The sequence below is a fragment of the Bifidobacterium aerophilum genome, assembly GCF_010667685.1.
Taxonomy (GTDB): domain Bacteria; phylum Actinomycetota; class Actinomycetes; order Actinomycetales; family Bifidobacteriaceae; genus Bifidobacterium; species Bifidobacterium aerophilum.
This window is the reverse complement of the sequence record NZ_WHZW01000013.1, coordinates 58,303-75,627: the sequence shown is the minus strand read 5'-3', so window position 1 is coordinate 75,627 and position 17,325 is coordinate 58,303. Positions and strand designations below refer to the sequence as shown.

At 63.7% G+C, this 17,325-nt stretch carries 14 protein-coding genes; 13 read left to right on the top strand and 1 reads right to left on the bottom strand.

Features of this window, described 5'->3' with window-relative positions; translation table 11 throughout:
- The first annotated feature begins 96 nt into the window (after window positions 1–96).
- From GFD25_RS07230 to GFD25_RS07220, 3 genes are all read left to right on the top strand, one after another.
- Entirely contained in the window at window positions 97–816 is a 720-nt protein-coding gene (locus GFD25_RS07230; RefSeq protein WP_163231368.1) for a Crp/Fnr family transcriptional regulator, read from the top strand.
- A 157-nt stretch (window positions 817–973) separates the two neighbouring features.
- Window positions 974–3,298, top strand: coding sequence for a transglycosylase domain-containing protein (locus GFD25_RS07225; protein ID WP_163231366.1), 2,325 nt, complete (start codon window positions 974–976; stop codon window positions 3,296–3,298).
- A gap of 135 nt (window positions 3,299–3,433) precedes the next feature.
- Window positions 3,434–4,567 carry an NADH:flavin oxidoreductase/NADH oxidase gene (locus GFD25_RS07220; RefSeq protein WP_163231364.1) on the top strand — a complete coding sequence of 378 codons (1,134 nt, stop codon included), beginning with the start codon at window positions 3,434–3,436 and terminating at the stop codon, window positions 4,565–4,567.
- A 126-nt stretch (window positions 4,568–4,693) separates the two neighbouring features.
- On the opposite strand, the gene GFD25_RS07215 is transcribed toward GFD25_RS07220, so the two are convergent.
- A complete protein-coding gene (locus GFD25_RS07215) occupies window positions 4,694–5,842 on the bottom strand; it encodes a quinone-dependent dihydroorotate dehydrogenase (protein ID WP_163231362.1) in 1,149 nt (382 codons plus the stop codon).
- A 157-nt stretch (window positions 5,843–5,999) separates the two neighbouring features.
- On the opposite strand from GFD25_RS07215, the gene GFD25_RS07210 reads away from it, so the two are divergent.
- The 10 genes from GFD25_RS07210 to GFD25_RS07165 all read left to right on the top strand — a co-directional run bounded on the left by GFD25_RS07210 (window position 6,000) and on the right by GFD25_RS07165 (window position 17,324).
- Complete coding sequence (locus GFD25_RS07210; protein ID WP_152358172.1) at window positions 6,000–6,803, top strand: DeoR/GlpR family DNA-binding transcription regulator; 804 nt, start codon at window positions 6,000–6,002, stop codon at window positions 6,801–6,803.
- 5 nt (window positions 6,804–6,808) lie between these two features.
- Window positions 6,809–8,059 carry a galactose-1-phosphate uridylyltransferase gene (galT, locus tag GFD25_RS07205; RefSeq protein WP_163231360.1) on the top strand — a complete coding sequence of 417 codons (1,251 nt, stop codon included), beginning with the start codon at window positions 6,809–6,811 and terminating at the stop codon, window positions 8,057–8,059.
- Between the two features lie 43 nt (window positions 8,060–8,102).
- Window positions 8,103–9,353, top strand: coding sequence for a galactokinase (galK, locus tag GFD25_RS07200; RefSeq protein ID WP_163231358.1), 1,251 nt, complete (start codon window positions 8,103–8,105; stop codon window positions 9,351–9,353).
- A 492-nt stretch (window positions 9,354–9,845) separates the two neighbouring features.
- Window positions 9,846–11,357 (top strand): DHA2 family efflux MFS transporter permease subunit, encoded by a 1,512-nt coding sequence (locus GFD25_RS07195; RefSeq protein ID WP_163231356.1) that lies wholly within the window; start codon window positions 9,846–9,848, stop codon window positions 11,355–11,357.
- 112 nt (window positions 11,358–11,469) lie between these two features.
- Window positions 11,470–11,742: an ACT domain-containing protein gene (locus tag GFD25_RS07190; protein ID WP_163231354.1), complete on the top strand. Its 273-nt coding sequence runs from the start codon at window positions 11,470–11,472 to the stop codon at window positions 11,740–11,742.
- A gap of 32 nt (window positions 11,743–11,774) precedes the next feature.
- Window positions 11,775–13,139 carry a PFL family protein gene (locus GFD25_RS07185; RefSeq protein ID WP_163231352.1) on the top strand — a complete coding sequence of 455 codons (1,365 nt, stop codon included), beginning with the start codon at window positions 11,775–11,777 and terminating at the stop codon, window positions 13,137–13,139.
- Between the two features lie 401 nt (window positions 13,140–13,540).
- A complete protein-coding gene (locus GFD25_RS07180) occupies window positions 13,541–14,188 on the top strand; it encodes a tRNA (cytidine(34)-2'-O)-methyltransferase (protein WP_163231350.1) in 648 nt (215 codons plus the stop codon).
- Between the two features lie 33 nt (window positions 14,189–14,221).
- Window positions 14,222–15,121 (top strand): A/G-specific adenine glycosylase, encoded by a 900-nt coding sequence (locus GFD25_RS07175; RefSeq protein WP_163231348.1) that lies wholly within the window; start codon window positions 14,222–14,224, stop codon window positions 15,119–15,121.
- An 87-nt stretch (window positions 15,122–15,208) separates the two neighbouring features.
- The gene (locus GFD25_RS07170) at window positions 15,209–15,868 is read left to right on the top strand and encodes a hypothetical protein (RefSeq protein ID WP_204314816.1); all 660 of its coding nucleotides are present in this window, start codon (window positions 15,209–15,211) and stop codon (window positions 15,866–15,868) included.
- A gap of 229 nt (window positions 15,869–16,097) precedes the next feature.
- Window positions 16,098–17,324: a Fic family protein gene (locus tag GFD25_RS07165; RefSeq protein ID WP_163231346.1), complete on the top strand. Its 1,227-nt coding sequence runs from the start codon at window positions 16,098–16,100 to the stop codon at window positions 17,322–17,324.
- The last annotated feature ends 1 nt before the right edge of the window (window position 17,325 follow it).

Sequence of the window (17,325 nt, the reverse complement as noted above, 5' to 3'; positions counted from 1 at the left end):
GTCGGGAACGACCGGCGCCGGGGCCGACATGCGTCGGACGGTGCGGTCCGCCGGCGGACGGCAGGGATGGCAACGGCGGATGGCAAGGAAGGTGCGATGAGCGCGAACAGGCCCAACGAGATACCCGATCAGGGCAACACCCTGCTGCATACCGCGCTGTTCGCCCAGGTGTCGCCGGAGCAGGCCGAGGAACTGCTGCCGTATCTGATGGAGGCGCACTACGACAAGGGCGAATGCATCTTCCGCGAAGGCGACACCGATCATCGCATGTACCTGCTGGAATCCGGCAAGGTCAAACTGATCCGCACGTCGTCCGACGACCGCGTGCAGCTGCTGTCGATCCATGCGCGCGGCGAGATACTCGGGGAGATCCCCGTATTCGATCCGGACGGCGGCCCGCGCACCGCGTCGGCAGTCGCGATGACCAGCGGCACGCGCGTGGTCTGGCTGGAACATGACGCCCTGTTCGACTGGCTCGGCAAATACCCGCGCGTCGCCGTGAACATGCTGCAGGTGATGGCCCGGCGCATGCGCGAGAACAACGAGCGCATCAGCGACCTCGTGTTCATGGACGTGCCCGCGCGCCTCGCCAAGACGTTGGTCAATCTCGGCAGCCGGTTCGGCGAACCGGTCGAGGAAGGCCTGCTCGTGCCGCACGACCTCACGCAGGAGGAGATGGCCCAACTGGTCGGCTCGTCGCGCGAGACCGTGAACAAGGCGCTCACCGATTTCTCGAACCGCGGGTGGATCGCGCGCAAGGGGCGTTCGGTCATCATCTACCAGCCGGGCATGCTGATCCGCCGTTCCAGGCGTTGAGTCCCGACGGGCGGACACGTTCGGGGCCGACGGGCGGACCGGATGCGCGGGGCCGGTTCCAGCGGATATCCAGCAATCGCCATGGTGTTGCGGGTTTTGTAACAAATCCGTTGGCCGGTGAGGCGGCGACGGGTCCCGGTATACCCGCCCCTTTAGAATGAGCACCATGCCCAAGAAGAATCCTCTGACAGTATCCCGTGTGGTATCGCTGGTGCTGGCCTATCTGTCGCTGTGCGTCGCAGGCGGCGTGGTGTCCAGCGTGCTGCTCATGCCCGGCGTGTTCGCCGCCAATCGCGTGGCGCAGGCCATCGTGCCTTCGCTGCAGGTCGAGGGCATCGACTTCGACGTGACCAGCCTGCCGCAGAAGTCCAAGATCTACGCGCAGGACGGCACCACGCAGATCGCCGAGTTCTATGAGGACAACCGCATCGTCGTGCCCATCAAGGACGTGTCCCTGACCATGCGCCAGGCCGTGGTCGCGCGTGAGGACCGCCGATTCTTCGAGCATTCCGGCGTCGACGTGCAGGGCGTCCTGCGCGCGTTCGTCTCGAACTATCTCAAGGACACCAACCAGGGTGGTTCCTCGCTGACCCAGCAGTACGTCAAGAACGTGCTCATCACCACCGCCGAACGCGACAATGATCCGATCGCCCAGTACCATGCCTCAGAGGACACGTACGCGCGCAAGATCCGCGAGATGCTCATCGCCGTGCAGATGGAGAAGAAGTACTCCAAGCTGGAGATCCTGCAGGGCTACCTCAACATCGCGCAGTTCGGCGCGAACCGCCTGTACGGCGTGGAAACCGCCGCGCAGTATTATTTCGGCGTCTCCGCCAAGGACTTGAACCTCGTGCAGTCGGCCACGATCGCGGCCATCACGAAGAACCCGCAGAACTACGACCCGTCGATCGAGGCGAACCAGAAGGAGGCGCAGAAGCAGCGCAACATCGTGCTCGACCTCATGTGGGAACAGGGGTTCATCAAGGACAAGAGCGAATACGAGACCGCGCGCAACACCCCGATCGCCGACACGCTGAGCATTCACCCGATGACCTCCGGCTGCGTGAACGCCGGCGACTACGCGTTCTTCTGCGATTACGTGACCCACAAGATCCTCAACTCCGAGGAGTTCGGCAAGACCCAGGCCGCGCGTGAGCAGCTGCTCAAGGAAGGCGGCCTGTCGATCGTCACCACGCTGGACGTCGACGCGAACAAGCTGCTCATGGAAACCGCCCGCAACACGATCCCGCCGACCGATCCGACCGGATTCGAGATCATGATGGCCTCGGTCAAGCCCGGCACAGGCGAGGTACTCGGGTTCGGTACGAACCGCTATTACGCCGTGGGCGATACCGGCGACGACCAGACCAAGACCTCGATGAACTACATGGTCGACCAGGTCGACGGCGGCGGTTCCGGCTTCCCGGTCGGCTCGTCGATCAAGCCGTTCAACATGGTCGCCTGGCTGCAGGCGGGACGGTCGGTCAACGAGAACCTGCAGACCAGCACCGCGTACACGACCAACGAGTTCGCGTGCGACAACTACAACGGCAAGTCGACGATGTACTACGGCACCACCGAATCGTGGAAGGTGACCAACGCGGACGGCGGCAACGTGAACCCCGAAAGCCCGCTCAACGGTCTGGTCCGCTCGCACAACACCACGCAGGCCTCGATGGGCGCGGTCATCGGCCTGTGCCGCGTGGCCGACGCGTTCACCGCAGTCGGCTACCATGACGCCGCCACCGGCGAGACGATCGACAAGAACGAGACCGTCTACAGCCCGTCCATGATGATCGGTACGGTCAATGTCTCCCCGCTGACCATGGCCAACATGTACGCCACGCTCGGCGCGGACGGCGTCGAATGCACGCCGATCGCGCTGAAGAAGGTCACGCGCAAGACCGGCGAGGAGATCGCGGTGCCGAAGGCCAACTGCCATCAGGCCATAGACAAGGACATCGCGCAGACCGTCGCCTACGTGCTCAACCAAGGTACGATCCGCGCGGACGGCGCCGGCCAGTTCGCCAAGCTGCCCAGCGGCCGCAAGACCTTCGCCAAGACCGGTACGAACGAAACGACCTACATGGCCACCGGCGGTTTCATCCCGAACGAGATCGCCACGTTCGTGCTCATGGGCGACGTGCAGGCCCCGTACCAGAACCAGGTCGCCAACGTCGCCATCAACGGCGTCTACCGCAGCTACTGGGATGGCGGCACGATCGCGGCCCCGGCATGGAAGGCGTTCATGGACGCCTATGCCGACAAGAAGGGCATGGGAACCGACGTCGGCAAGGATTACGGCAACGCGGCGAGCAAGTACACGACCAGCACCGGCGGCGTCACCTCGATCCAGGGCGTCACGTCGTCCGGCAGCACCGGACGACTGTCGTCAGGCAACACGAACTCCAACTCGACCGGCACGACCACGCAAGGCACGACCGGCGACGAGAACGACGACAACACGACCAGCGGTCAGTGACGGTCGCCGGCGGCAATGCTCCGGCAGCCGTCTACGTAGCCGTCCGACCGGTCTCGTAGTCCACATGAACGCCCGTCCCCGCGACGGGCGTTCGTCGTACAATGGGCGAGGACAGCACGCGAAAGGACGGCTCTTATGAGCGACAAGGATGACAAGTCCGACAAGAAAGCCAAGAAGACCAAGCGCGAGGCGAGCCTGTTCTCGCCGATGCCGTTGCGCGGCCTGACCGTACGCAACCGCATCTGGATGCCTCCGATGGACACGTATTCGGCGGTGGCGCGCGACGGCAAACCGACGCCGTTCCATTACCAGCATTACGTTTCGCGCGGCATGGGCGGATTCGGCATGATCATCGCCGAGGCGACGGCCGTGTCGCCGGAAGGCCGCATCTCGCCATGCGACGTGGGCCTGTGGAACGACGATCAGGTCGAAGCCTGGCGCTGGATCGTCGACGGCGTGAAAGAGACGGGCGCCGTGATGGCCGTGCAGCTCAACCACGCGGGTCGCAAGGGTTCGACCGGTTGCTTCGGCGTGGGCTATTCCGGCGACAGCGTGCCCGTGGAGGACGGCGGCTGGCAGACCGTGGCGCCGAGCCCGATCGCCTATGGTCATTACGCGATGCCGCGCGCGCTGACCGTGGACGAGATCCATGGCATCGTCTCGCAGTTCCGCGATGCGGCGGCGCGTGCGGTCACGGCGGGATTCCAGGCGATCGAGATCCATGCCGCCCACGGATATCTGATCTCGCAGTTCCTTGACCCGCTGATCAACGAGCGTGACGACGAATACGGCGGTCCGCTGGCGGGGCGCATGCGTCTGCTGGTCGAAGTGGCCGATGCGATCCGTTCGGTGATTCCCGATGACATGCCGCTGCTGGTGCGTATCTCCGCGACCGATTGGGCCGCCGGCGGCTGGGATCTCGACCAGACCGTCGAGGTCGCGAAGACGCTGAAGGCTCACGGCGTCGATCTTATGGACGTGTCGACGGGCGGCATCGTGCCGAACGTGACGATTCCGGTCAAGCCGAACTATCAGGTGCCGTTCTCCACGCAGGTGCGCGACCGCGCCGGATTGCCGGTCACGGCGGTGGGCCTGATCACCAAGCCGAAGCAGGCCGCGAAGATCGTCGCCAAGGGCGAGGCGGATGCGGTCGAGATCGGACGCGCGGCGCTGCGCGATCCGTATTGGCCGTTGCGTGCGGCCTCCAAGCTCGGCGTGCCGGTGGCGGATGCGCCGTATCAGCCGCAATACGTGCGCGGCGCGTACTGAGCGAACGCCCAAAAAAGACCGATGGGTAGTCAAAGGGTCGCGCATATCAATGCGGATAACCTTTCGACTACCCATCGGTCGGCTTCGCTGCCGGCTCCCCTGACAAGGGGAGCCAAGATGATGTTGTCACGCGTCGGCGCCGACGGCTTCGGCGACGCTGCCGTAGCCGTCTCGGCGCAGCAGTTCGGCCAGTCCGCGCTTCAACACGGTGATCTGCTGCGGTCCGCGGTACATGAGTGCGGAGATGAACATCACGAGGCTCGCTCCGCAGCGGATCTTCTCATATGCCTGTTCGGGAGTGAACACGCCGCCGATGCCGGCGATCGCGAACCGGTCGCCGTATTCGCGGTACACCTGACGGACCAGCGCATTGCTCGCGCGATACGTCGGGCCGCCGGACAGGCCGCCTTCCCAGTCGCGCGGAATCTCCATGCCGGTGCGGTCCTTCTGCAGGTTCGCGAAGCTCACGCCCTGGACGTTATGCTCGGCGAGCACGTCGAGCAGTGCGCGGAACTCCTCCCAGCTCTTGTTGAGCGGCATCTTGACGAGCGTCGGCTGGGGGCGGTCGATCCTGTCGAGCGCGGCGAACAGACGGTCCAATGCCTCCGGCGTTTCGGTGAACGGCTCGCCGGCGTGCGTGTTCGGGCAGGACACGTTCACCTCGACCATTGCGGTGCGTCCGGCCGTGCGGCGCATCGACGCGCAGTAATCCTCGATGCCTTCGTCCAGATCGCCGCACAGGGCGTCGTTCGTGCGTGCGATCGACACGGAGACCTGCATGTCCTTCGCCTTCGTCCACGCCTTTTCCGCGCGTTCGATCACCTTGTCGGAGCCGATGTTCGCGAGCCCCACGTGCACCATCATCGAATCGTATTCGGGCAGACGGTGGAACCAAGGCTTCGGATTGCCCTTGCACGGGCGGGCCGTGGTCGAGCCGACCGTCTCGAAGCCGAAGCCGGCGTTGTCGAGCAGCACCGGCATGTCGCAGTTCTTGTCGAGGCCGGCGGACAGGCCGAACGGGTTGGCGAAGTCCACGCCCATCACGTTCGTTTCGAGGATGGGGTCGGTGTAGTCGAGCATCTCGCGAAGCAGCCACATGAGCGGCGGGATGTTCTTGGTGACGCGGCAGAACTCGATCATCTGGTCGTGCGCCACGTCGGGCGTGTGGTTGAACACGAAATACGGCTTGATGATGTGCTTGTAGCCGAAGGTGAAGAGGTCGCAGGTGGCTTTGTTCACGGCGTCGTGCCAGAAGCTATCAGATACATAGGTCATGCGTCCCATTGTGGCACCGGCGGGGGAGAATCGGAGTCGCGCCGCGCGTGAGGTTTTGTGCGGTTCGGATGAGTGATTTGTGTATTTCTCGGCGTGTTGTGGTGCGAAACGCTCATTTCGGTTTGGTTTGTGAGCTTATGTGTGCGATAATGTTCGAATGATTTCGTCACAACGTCAACATCTGATACTGAGCAGGCTGCGCACCCGCGGTGCGGTGCGCATCACCGCGCTGAGCAAGGAACTCGGCGTTTCCGCCATGACCATCCGCCGCGACATCGCCGAGCTGTCCGACAAGGGACTGCTCAAGCGCGTCCACGGCGGCGCCGTGACCACCAGTACGTTGCTCAGCGAACCGCTGTTCTCCGTGAAGTCGCAGATGGACATCGGTTTGAAGGACGCCATCGCGCAGGAGGCCGTCAGATACGTGGCCCCCGGCGACGTGATCGCCATCGGCGGCGGCACCACGGCGTACGTTTTCGCGCAGCATCTGCTCGAATCCCAGCAGTCCAGCGGCATCACGATCCTCACCAACTCGATCCCCGTGGCCGAACTCGTGCAGGCCCTCGAATCGAAGGACGTCGAAGTCATCGTCACCGGCGGCGTCATCACCCGGTCCAACTCGCTCGTCGGCCCGATCGCGGACAAGGTCGTCGCGTCCCTGCGCGTCAACACCGTGTTCCTGGGCACGCATTCCGTGTCGCTGCCTCGTGGCTTCCTCATGCCCAACTCGCTGGAGGCCGCCACCGATATGGCGATGATGGACATCGCCGATCGCACCATCATTCTTACCGATCACACCAAATGGAGCTGCACCTCGCTGTCGCTGTTCGCACGCTTCGACCAGGTGGATACGGTGATCACCGACGACGGGCTCGACCCCGACTCGGCGAGCAAGACCAAGGAATTGGTAAAGGAGCTCGTGCTGGCCCACCAGAGCGAGCAAACGGAGGAAAGTGAGTGATTCACATGGCAGATTTTGCCAACTACGAACCGGGTGCATACGCGAAGGAGCACATCCGCATCACGCCGACCACGCTGGCCGACGGCCGTGACTTCTTCTACCTGGACGACGATCCGGAGTACGTGTCCGGCAAGAAGACGCGCGAACTCAAGGATCCGCGTCCGCTCGACTACCGTTTCGCGCCGCACCTCGACGCCGACGGCAACGAAGTGCCGTACGCCGCGCCGCAGATGCGCCGCGACCCGCTGACCGGCGACTGGATCCCGATGGCGACCGCGCGCATGAACCGCCCGATCACCGCAGGCCCCGGCGCCACCGCCAAGGGCAACCCGCTGGCCGCGCGCAAGCCCGGCGACCCGTACCAGGACGGCGAAGTGCCGGACACCGATTACAACGTCGTCGTGTTCGAGAACCGCTTCCCGTCGATGGTGCGCGTGCCCGGCGAAGACGATTCCGTGAAGTTCGTGAACGGCAATCCGCTGTGGGAGCAGAAGCCCGCCGCCGGCCGCTGCGAGGTCATCTGCTTCGACCCGAACGAGAACGGCCTGCCGGCCGACCTGCCGGTGACCCGTCTGCGCACCGTGGTCGAGGCGTGGGCGTTCCGCACCGCCGAGATCTCCAAGATGGAGGGCATCGAGCAGATCTTCCCGTTCGAGAACCATGGCCAGGAGATCGGCGTCTCGCTCGCCCACCCGCACGGCCAGGTCTACTGCTACCCGTTCATCGCGCCGAAGATGGAAAAGGAGCTCCAGCACACCGAGGCCTACCACGACAAGACCGGCGGCAACCTGCTCAAGGACATCATGAACGCCGAAATCGAAGCCGGCGAGCGCATCGTCATGCGCAACCATTCGTGGGTCGCCTACGTGCCGGCCGCGGCCCGCTGGCCCCTTGAGGTGCATGTCGCCCCGGTGCGCGACGTGCTCACGCTCGACCAGCTCGACGATCAGGAGCGCTGGGACCTCGCCTCGATGTACTCGCATCTGCTCAAGCGCGGCAACGCGTTCTTCGACAAGGGCGACGGCAAGGGCATGGACCTGCCGTACATCGCCGCCTGGCATCAGGCCCCGGTGCGCGACCCGCGCCGCGAGAACTACCGTCTGAACCTGCAGTTCTTCTCGTTCCGCCGCGCCGCCAACAAGATCAAGTACCTCGCCGGCTCCGAATCCGGCATGGCCGCATGGGTTTCCGACACCACGCCGGAGCTCATCGCCAAGCGTTTCCACGAGCTGGGCGACGTGGACATCGCCGACTGACCGAGATCGTCCACGCAGATCGCAAGCAAGGAAAGAAACACCAATGACTGCTGTTGAATTCATCGAACCGATTTCCCACGAGGCCGGCGTCGAGCAGGCCACCGCGCTGTTCGCCAAGACCTACGGCGTCAAGCCGGAAGGCGTGTGGGCCGCTCCGGGACGCGTCAACCTGATCGGCGAGCACACCGACTACAACGCCGGCCTGTGCCTGCCGATCGCGCTGCCGCACCGCACGTTCATCGCGCTGTCCCCGCGCGACGACACCAAGGTGCGTCTCGTGTCCGACGTGGCGCCCGACAAGGTCGCCGAAGCCGACCTCGACGGCCTTAAGGCCCGCGGCGTGGACGGCTGGGCCGCCTATCCGACCGGCGTGGCGTGGGCGTTGCGCGAGGCCGGTTTCGACAAGGTGCAGGGCTTCGACGCCGCGTTCGTCTCCTGCGTGCCGCTCGGTTCGGGCCTGAGCTCGTCCGCCGCGATGACCTGCTCGACCGCGCTCGCTTTGGACGACGTGTACGGCCTCGGCTACGGCTCCTCCGACGCGGGTCGCGTGACGCTCATCAACGCCGCGATCAAGTCCGAGAACGAGATGGCCGGCGCGTCCACCGGCGGCCTCGACCAGAACGCGTCCATGCGCTGTACCGCGGGCCATGCGCTGCTGCTCGACTGCCGTCCGGAGCTCACCCCGCTCGAGAACGTCTCCCAGCAGGAGTTCGACCTCGACAAGTACGGCCTCGAGCTGCTCGTGGTCGACACGCAGGCCCCGCACCAGCTCAACGACGGCCAGTACGCCCAGCGTCGCGCCACCTGCGAGCAGGCCGCGAAGATCCTCGGCGTCGCCAACCTGCGCGTCACCGCCGACGGCATCGCCAAGGCCGACGACCCGTTCCAGGCGCTCAAGGAGACGCTTGACGCGTTGCCGGACGAGACGATGAAGAAGCGCGTGCGCCACGTCGTCACCGAGATCGAACGCGTGCGCTCCTTCGTGCACGCCTTCGCCAAGGGCGACATCGAGGCCGCGGGCCGCCTGTTCAACGCTTCGCACGATTCGCTTGCCGCCGATTACGAGGTCACCGTGCCCGAGCTCGACGTGGCCGTGGCCGTCGCCCGCAAGAACGGCGCCTACGGCGCGCGTATGACCGGCGGCGGCTTCGGCGGTTCGATCATCGCGCTCGTCGACAAGGGTCGCAGCCACGAGGTCGCCCAGGCCATCGCCGACGAGTTCGAGAAGCAGGGCTTCCACGCGCCGAGGGCTTTGGCTGCCGTGGCGGCGCCGAGCGCGTCGCGTGAGGCGTAATCGCAGTCCGGTGGACTGCGATTAGCCACGGCCGAGACGAGCCGATAGGCGAGTCGAGGTGATGATGAGTCGGCCGTAGGCCGTCCGTAATTGCAGGACGTGGCGGCGCCGAGCGCGAGCCGATAGGCGAGTCCGAGGTAATGATGAGTCGGCCGAAGGCCGTCCGTTGTTGCAGGACTGCCGTGGCGGCGCCGAGCGCGAGCCGCGAAGCATAGCGCGACACGCCCGGGCGTACTTACGAAAAATCGAAAACCGTATTACGATCACGTCTCGTCTTGAATAATCGCATGCCATATGGTGTCTTTTCCGCCGTGTGGCATGCGATTTTTTGTTGCCGACCGTGACCCGGACGTTAGGGGTTGTCGGCGCTCGCCAATGAAGTCGCACACCGCAATCCCGCGGCAATCGTCACGGGAACGGCGATGTGCGGCCGCATGCTTTGACGGGCGCCGCGCGACGGCAACGACATCGATATGAAGAAGAGGATTTCCGTTGTCCGTCAACCAGACAACCGTTCGTAACATCCAACCGTCCAACGAAACGTCCGCGGCGAACGAGCCGCAGCATTTCGACCATCCGCACAAGATCATGCTCGGCCTGTACATCAGCGTGTTCCTGGGCATGCTGTCGGAAACGTCGATGAACATCACCCTGCCCGACCTGATGACCGATTTCGGCATCTCGTCCGGCACCGCGCAGTGGATGGTCGTCGGCTACATGCTCGCCATCGGCGTGGTATTGCCGTGCGTGGGCTTCATGCTCAAGTGGGTCAAGGCCAAGACGCTCGTATTGTTCGCGCTGGCCTGCTTCCTGATCGGCGCCATCGTGTGCACCGTCGCGCCCACCTTCCCGATCCTGCTGGCCGGCCGCATCATGCAGGGCGTGAGCACCGGCATCGCGCTGCCCACCATGTACGCGGCGATCATGCGCGTGTTCCCGCCGCATAGGATCGGCGCGGCGAACGGCGTCGCCGGCCTCGTCATCATGTTCGCTCCGGTCATCGGCCCGACCATCGCCGGCGCGCTCATCGGCGCGTTCTCCTGGCGTGCGATCTTCGCTCTGTTCGCGCTCGTCGCCGTCATCGCGATCGTATGCACGGCGCTGTTCTTCGTCACGCCGATCGAACGCACCCGTCCGAGGGTCGACGTGGTATCCATCCTCGCCTCGGCGATCGGCTTCGGCTGCCTCGTCGCCGGCGTGAGCCTCATCAGCGACATGGGCTTCTCGGCCGTCGTCATCGGCCTGCTCGTCGTCGGCGTGATCGTGCTCGCGTTCTACGCACATCGTCAGCTCACCATCGATGACCCGCTGCTCGACCTGCGCGCGCTGGGCATCGCCGCGTTCCGCACGCCGGCCATCATGATCAGCTGCTCGTTCTCCTGCACGCTCGCGTTCATGTATCTCGTGCCGCAGGAACTGCAGCGCGGCATGGGTCTGAGCTCCACCGTCGCCGGTCTGCTCATGCTGCCCGGCGGCGTCATCAACGCGCTGTGCACGCTCGCCGCCGGCCGCATGTTCGACCGGTACGGCGCGAAACGTCTCGTCTGGGCCGGTGCGGTGCTGTCCCTCATCGGCGGCGTGCTGTTCTGCATGATCGGCGTGTCCACTCCTGTCGCGCTGTTCCTCGCCGCGCACATCATCGTCATGGTCGGCATCCCGTTCATCCAGCAGTCCGCACAGTCCGCCGCGCTCAAGTCGCTGCCGGGGCGCATGGCCGCCGACGGCAGCACGATCATGAACACCATGCAGCAGGTGTGCGGCGCGATCGCCACGGCCGTGGCCACCTGTCTGCTCGGACTTGGCCAAGCGAACTACACGGCCGCCGGCGGCACGAACCCCTCCCAGGGCTTTGTGGACGGTTCCCGTTACGGCTACCTGTTCGGCATGGCGCTCGTGGCGGTCGTGCTGGTGCTCTCCTTCCTGCTCAAGGAGCATCACGAGGAGCCCAGGCTCGTGCCGGTGAGCGTGACCGCCGACATGCCAGTGGCCGAACTGGCCATGTGACACCATGGCGGACGCCGCCGCGCTGGACCACGACGGACGTCGAAACATGAACCTGCGGGTGACTCCCTATACTGGAAGTCACCCGCATTTTTCGTCTCGATCAGGGAGCCCCATGAACAAGGCAATCATCACCGTCGTCGGCAAGGACACCGTCGGCATCATCGCACGCGTCTGCACCTACCTGTCCCAGCACAACGTCAACGTGCTCGACATCTCCCAAACCATCATCGACGGTTACTTCAACATGATGATGATCGTCGACTACGCGAACTCCGACAAGGAATTCAGCGCCATGGTCGGCAACCTTGAGGATCTCGGCGACGACATCGGCGTGCGCATCCGCTGCCAGCGCGAGGAGATCTTCACCAAGATGCACCGAATCTGAGCCTCGCCGGACCGACCGAAAGGAACTTGACCATGCTGAACATCATGGAGGTCCACGAGACCAATCAGATGATCGAGCAGGAAAAACTCGACGTGCGCACCATCACGATGGGCATCTCCCTGCTCGACTGCGCGGCCGACACCGTCGACGAGACCTGCGACAACATCTACCGCAAGATCACCACCTACGCCAAAGACCTCGTCGCCACGGGACAGGCCATCGAACGTGACTACGGCATCCCGATCGTCAACAAGCGCATCACCGTCACCCCGATCTCGCTCGTCGGCGCCAGCTCGTGCAAGACGAGCGCGGACTTCGTCAAGATCGCCCATGCGTTGGATCGTGCGGCCAAGGAGGTCGGCGTCGATCTCATCGGCGGCTACTCCGCGCTCGTCTCCAAGGCCATGACCCCGGCCGAGCGCCTGCTCATCGAATCGCTGCCGCAGGCCCTCACGGAAACTGACATCGTCTGCTCGTCCGTCAACGTCGGCTCCACGAAGACCGGCATCGACATGAACGCCGTCGAGCTGCTCGGCCGCGTCATCAAGGACATCGCCTACAACACGCGCGACAACGACTCGTACGGCTGCGTCAAATTCGTCGCGTTCTGCAACGTGCCCGACGACAACCCGTTCATGGCCGGCGGCTTTCACGGCGTGACCGAAGGCGACGCGGTCATCAACGTGGGCGTGTCCGGACCGGGCGTCGTTTCGCGTGCGCTCGATGCGGCCAAGGGCAAGGATTTCGAGTTCCTGTGCGAGACGATCAAACGCACCGCGTTCAAGATCACGCGCGTCGGTCAACTCGTGGCGCAGGAGGCTTCGCGGCGGCTCGGCGTGCCGTTCGGCATCATCGACCTGTCGCTCGCCCCGACCCCGGCCGTGGGCGATTCGGTCGGCGAAGTGCTCGAAAAGATCGGCCTCGAACAGGTCGGAGCGCCCGGCACCACCGCGGCGCTCGCGATGCTCAACGACCAGGTCAAGAAGGGCGGCATCATGGCGTCCTCGTACGTCGGCGGCCTGTCCGGCGCGTTCATCCCCGTCTCCGAAGACAAGAACATGATCGACGCGGCGGCCTCCGGGTGCCTGACGCTCGAAAAGCTCGAGGCGATGACCTGCGTGTGCTCGGTCGGCCTCGACATGATCGCCATCCCGGGCGACACGACGGCGGCCACGATCTCCGGCCTGATCGCCGACGAGGCGGCCATCGGCATGGTCAACCAGAAGACCACCGCCGTGCGCGTCATCCCGGTGTACGGCAAGGGTGTGGGCGAGATGGCCAACTTCGGCGGCCTCATGGGTTACGCGCCGATCATGCCGGTCAACAACACCTCGTGCGAGGCGTTCGTGACCCGCGGTGGCCGCATCCCCGCCCCGATCCACTCGTTCAAGAACTGACGCGTTGCGTTAAATATTGGCTGAGTTAAGTACCAGCTGAGTTAAATGCCAGCGTACGTGACCGTGGTGCGGCGGGGTATATGCATCGTGACTGTAAGACTTGGGCAAGCGCCCTAGAGCATGTCACGATGCATATACCCCGCCGCACCACTGGTTAGATACGTTCCTATTGGACTTACGCTTCGCAACGGTGCTACTAAAACGAGCGTGGGGTCGGGATATGCGTTTCTCGACCGTATGACTTGGCCGAGCGGCCCGGAGCGTGTCGGGGAATGCGTATCCCGACCCCACGCGGGCACCGCACCGCACATTGTCATTCGAAACGAGTGACAGTCCTTCGGGCAGGGGCTGTTTTATGCTCGGGTGACGGAAATCGTACACGACAACAGACGGTGGATGATATGACGGAGCAGACGGAAGCGCAGAACCCCGAGGCCAAAGTCGAGAAGATGTTCGAATACGGGTACCGCAAGTCCAATTACGGGCCGGACGAGCTCGTGACCGACGCACACGGCAACCCGATCTCCGTGGTCGACGCGATGCTGTCCGCCGAGGACGCCGCCAAGGCCGAAACCGCGACCCCGCACCTGTGCTACTACAGCCCGCGCATTCCCGGAAACACCGGTTCTGCGATCCGCCTGTGCGCGGTGACCGGCACCATCCTGCATCTGGTCGAACCGCTCGGCTTCAACCTGCGCGACACGAAGCTGCGCCGCGCCGGCCTCGATTATCACGACATGGCACACGTCGTGCTGCATCCGAACTTCGACAACCTCGTCGAATCCATGCCGAACTCGCGCATCATCGCGTTCACCGCGCATGCGACGAAGCTGTACACCGAAGTCGAATACAAGCCGACCGACATCCTCCTGTTCGGCCCCGAACCGGGCGACATCCCCGACCCGATGGACATCATGGCCGGGCCGCACGTCGCCGAACAGGTGCGTCTGCCCATGCGTCCGTCCCTGCGCTCGCTGAACCTCACCAACTGCGCGTCCATCGCCATCTACGAGGCATGGAGGCAGCTTAATTTTGCCGGCGGCAGGTAAACAGTCGGCAACCGGTAAACGATTTCGCATCGTATGAACGATCTTCAACGTAACGAATCCGTCCGCCGCAAACTCGCCGCATGGTGGGATACGAACGCGCGCGACCTGCCATGGCGATTCGGACGGACGACACCTTGGGGCGTGCTCGTCTCCGAAGTCATGAGCCAGCAGACGCAGATGAGCCGCGTCGTACCGTACTGGGAGACGTGGATGCGCGCATGGCCCGACGCTGCGGCGCTCGCGGACGCGACCACGGCCGAGGTGATCACCGCATGGGGCCGTCTTGGTTATCCGCGGCGGGCATTGCGCCTGCAGGATTGCGCCCGTGCGGTGCGTGACCGGTACGCCGACGAACTGCCGCGCACCTATGACGAGCTGACCGGACTGCCCGGTATCGGCGACTACACGGCGTCTGCGGTATTGAGTTTTGCGTTCGGCGAGCGGATCGCGGTGATCGACACGAACATCCGTCGCGTGCTGTCGCGCGTGTTCCTCGGCGAGGAGTCTTTGGGAGGCTCGGCCAAGCCCGCCGAACGTGAGCTGGTGAATCGCGTGCTGCCGGCGGACGCCGCCCGATCGGTGACGTGGAACCAGTCGGTGATGGAACTCGGCGCGACCGTGTGCACGGCGAAACGTCCGCTGTGCGACGTGTGCCCGGTGGCGGAGCATTGCGCGTTCCTCGCAGCAGGGCGTCCGGGACTGGGGGAGCGGCGCACCCGTCCCCGCCAACGGTTCGCCGGCACCGACCGGCAGGTGCGCGGCATCGTATTGGATGCGCTGCGTGGGTTGCCGGATGGGCAATCGGTGCTGGAACGAAGCCGGATCGAGTCGCTGTGGGCCGATCATGTCCAGCTTGACCAGTGCATCGCCTCGCTGGACGAGGATGGACTGATCGACATGCTGCCGGACGGCGGCGTCCGGCTGCCACAGTGACGTGCGGTTCCGCGGGAACGGCAGCGTTCGTTGCCGGGACCATTGGCGGCGAATCGCGCCGGACGGCGTGGTATACACTGGGGGACTATGGTACAGCGGAAGTCGGTGCGGCCAGACGGGCGGCGTACGTCGCGCAAACGCAAGATCAGCAAGCGGCAAAGGGCGATCTATCGTCGTCGCCGGATCGTCGTGTTTCTGGTCCTGACGATCGTGGTCGCGCTGATCGGTTTCTGCGGCTATAGCCTGTTCCGTGGCATCGGCGCGATCGGCGCGGCCATCAATCATGACGAAATCTATGCGATTTCGCGTGATGCGGTGCCTGATCCGCCGAAAACCGGCGGTATTACGGACTGCGCCAAGGGTACGGTGAGTCTGTCGCTGGTTCCGGCCGCGCAGAGCGTTCCGGTCGGCGGATCCTTGGATTTCACCGCGACGATCACCTATACCGGTTCCAGCAAGACCGGATGCCTGATCGACGGGTCGGACGGAAACCGCGTGCTGACGATCACGTCGGGCAGCCAGACGATCTGGAAATCCGACGTGTGCCCGGTCGACTCGCGTCTGCTGCTGATGAGCAAGGGCGATTCCGACCGGCAGCAGATCACCTGGAACGCGAACGCGACCGGTTCCGAATGCAAGGCCGACGCGTCGCTGCCCAAGGTCAACGCCGGCACGTACACCGCGCGGCTCAGCCTCAAGGACCAGCCCGAAGTCACCAGCGACCCGGTGACGATCACGGTGCAGTGACCTTGTTCTTTGTCGAAACGGGCGACGTGTCATACACTGGGATGCTGTGTTCCGCATATGTGGCAAATGCCGCGCGGGAGTGATCCGGATAAGTAGAACGGGTTGATGAGTTCCCTGCAGGCGCGGGGGTGAATGGCGGAAGCTTATGGTATCATTATTTATAAAAGATAATTATAAAAGGTTTATATTAAACAGATATTGCGATAACTGTTCTCACAAAGGAGTGTTCATGACAGATACGGCGATGATTCCACTATCGGTGCCCCCCATGGGGAAAGAGCTACATTTCTGGCGTCCCGATGACGACTTGTATCTTTCTCGATCGGAACGTAAACGCGAAACAGGTGAGTACTATTCCGCAATCCCGGCGCGTATTGCGGATGTGTTATTCGATATTCCATCCGACATCAGCGCCAACTTGGAGGAATCTGCACGTGCGTTGGGAGAACTGGATGCGTATGCGGCGGCCAGATTCGGATCGAAAAGCCGTGTGATCGGACCTATGTCATCGATTCTACTGCGCACGGAGTCCACGTCCTCATCGCAGATCGAAAATCTGACTGTTGGCGCGAAGAATCTTGCGTTGCAGGAACTCGGCGAGGGAACGGGCGGCAACGCCGCAGTGGTGGTGGGCAACGTGCGCGCCATGGAATCCGCATTGGCATTGTCGGAGGATCTCAGTGAACGAAACCTGTTGATGATGCATGACGCGTTGCTTTCCGCGCAACCGGGATGGAAGTTGTACGCCGGAAGATTTCGCACCCAGCTGGTGTGGGTCGGAGGAAGCTCGTTCGGTCCGGTCCATGCGAGACATGTCGGTCCTCAGTCGGACCTGGTCGAACCGCTGATTCGCGATATGCTGGATTTTCTGCGCCGTGATGATATTCCGGTGGTGATGCAATGCGCCGTCGCCCATGCCCAATTCGAAACCATCCATCCATTCGTCGATGGCAATGGCCGAGTGGGACGTGCACTGGTCCATGCGATATTGAGGCATAAGGAACTAGTCCGTAACGTGACGCCTCCGGTATCCGCAGGCCTGCTTACGGATACGGAACGGTATTTCAATGCGCTGATGGAATACCGTTCCGGAGATGCACGGCCGATCGTCGAATGCTTCGCATACGCCTGCCGCTACGCCGCAACGACGGGCATTGAACTGATCGATCGGTTGACTGAACAATTGACCGTCTCCAGAAATGCCTTGAAAGGGATTCGCCAGGATGCCGCGGCATGGAACGTGCTGCCGGCACTCATCGAACAGCCGATCATCAATCAGGAATATGTGGTCTCCCACTTTGGAATGAGTCCGATGACGGCTCGACGTGCGATTGGCACATTGGCCGACCGAGGCGTGCTGACGCAGATCAAGGGCGGCAGAAGAAATACGGTATGGGCTCATCGAGGCATACTGCACGTTCTGGATGAATACGCCGCGCAACTGAGAAGGCGGTGAC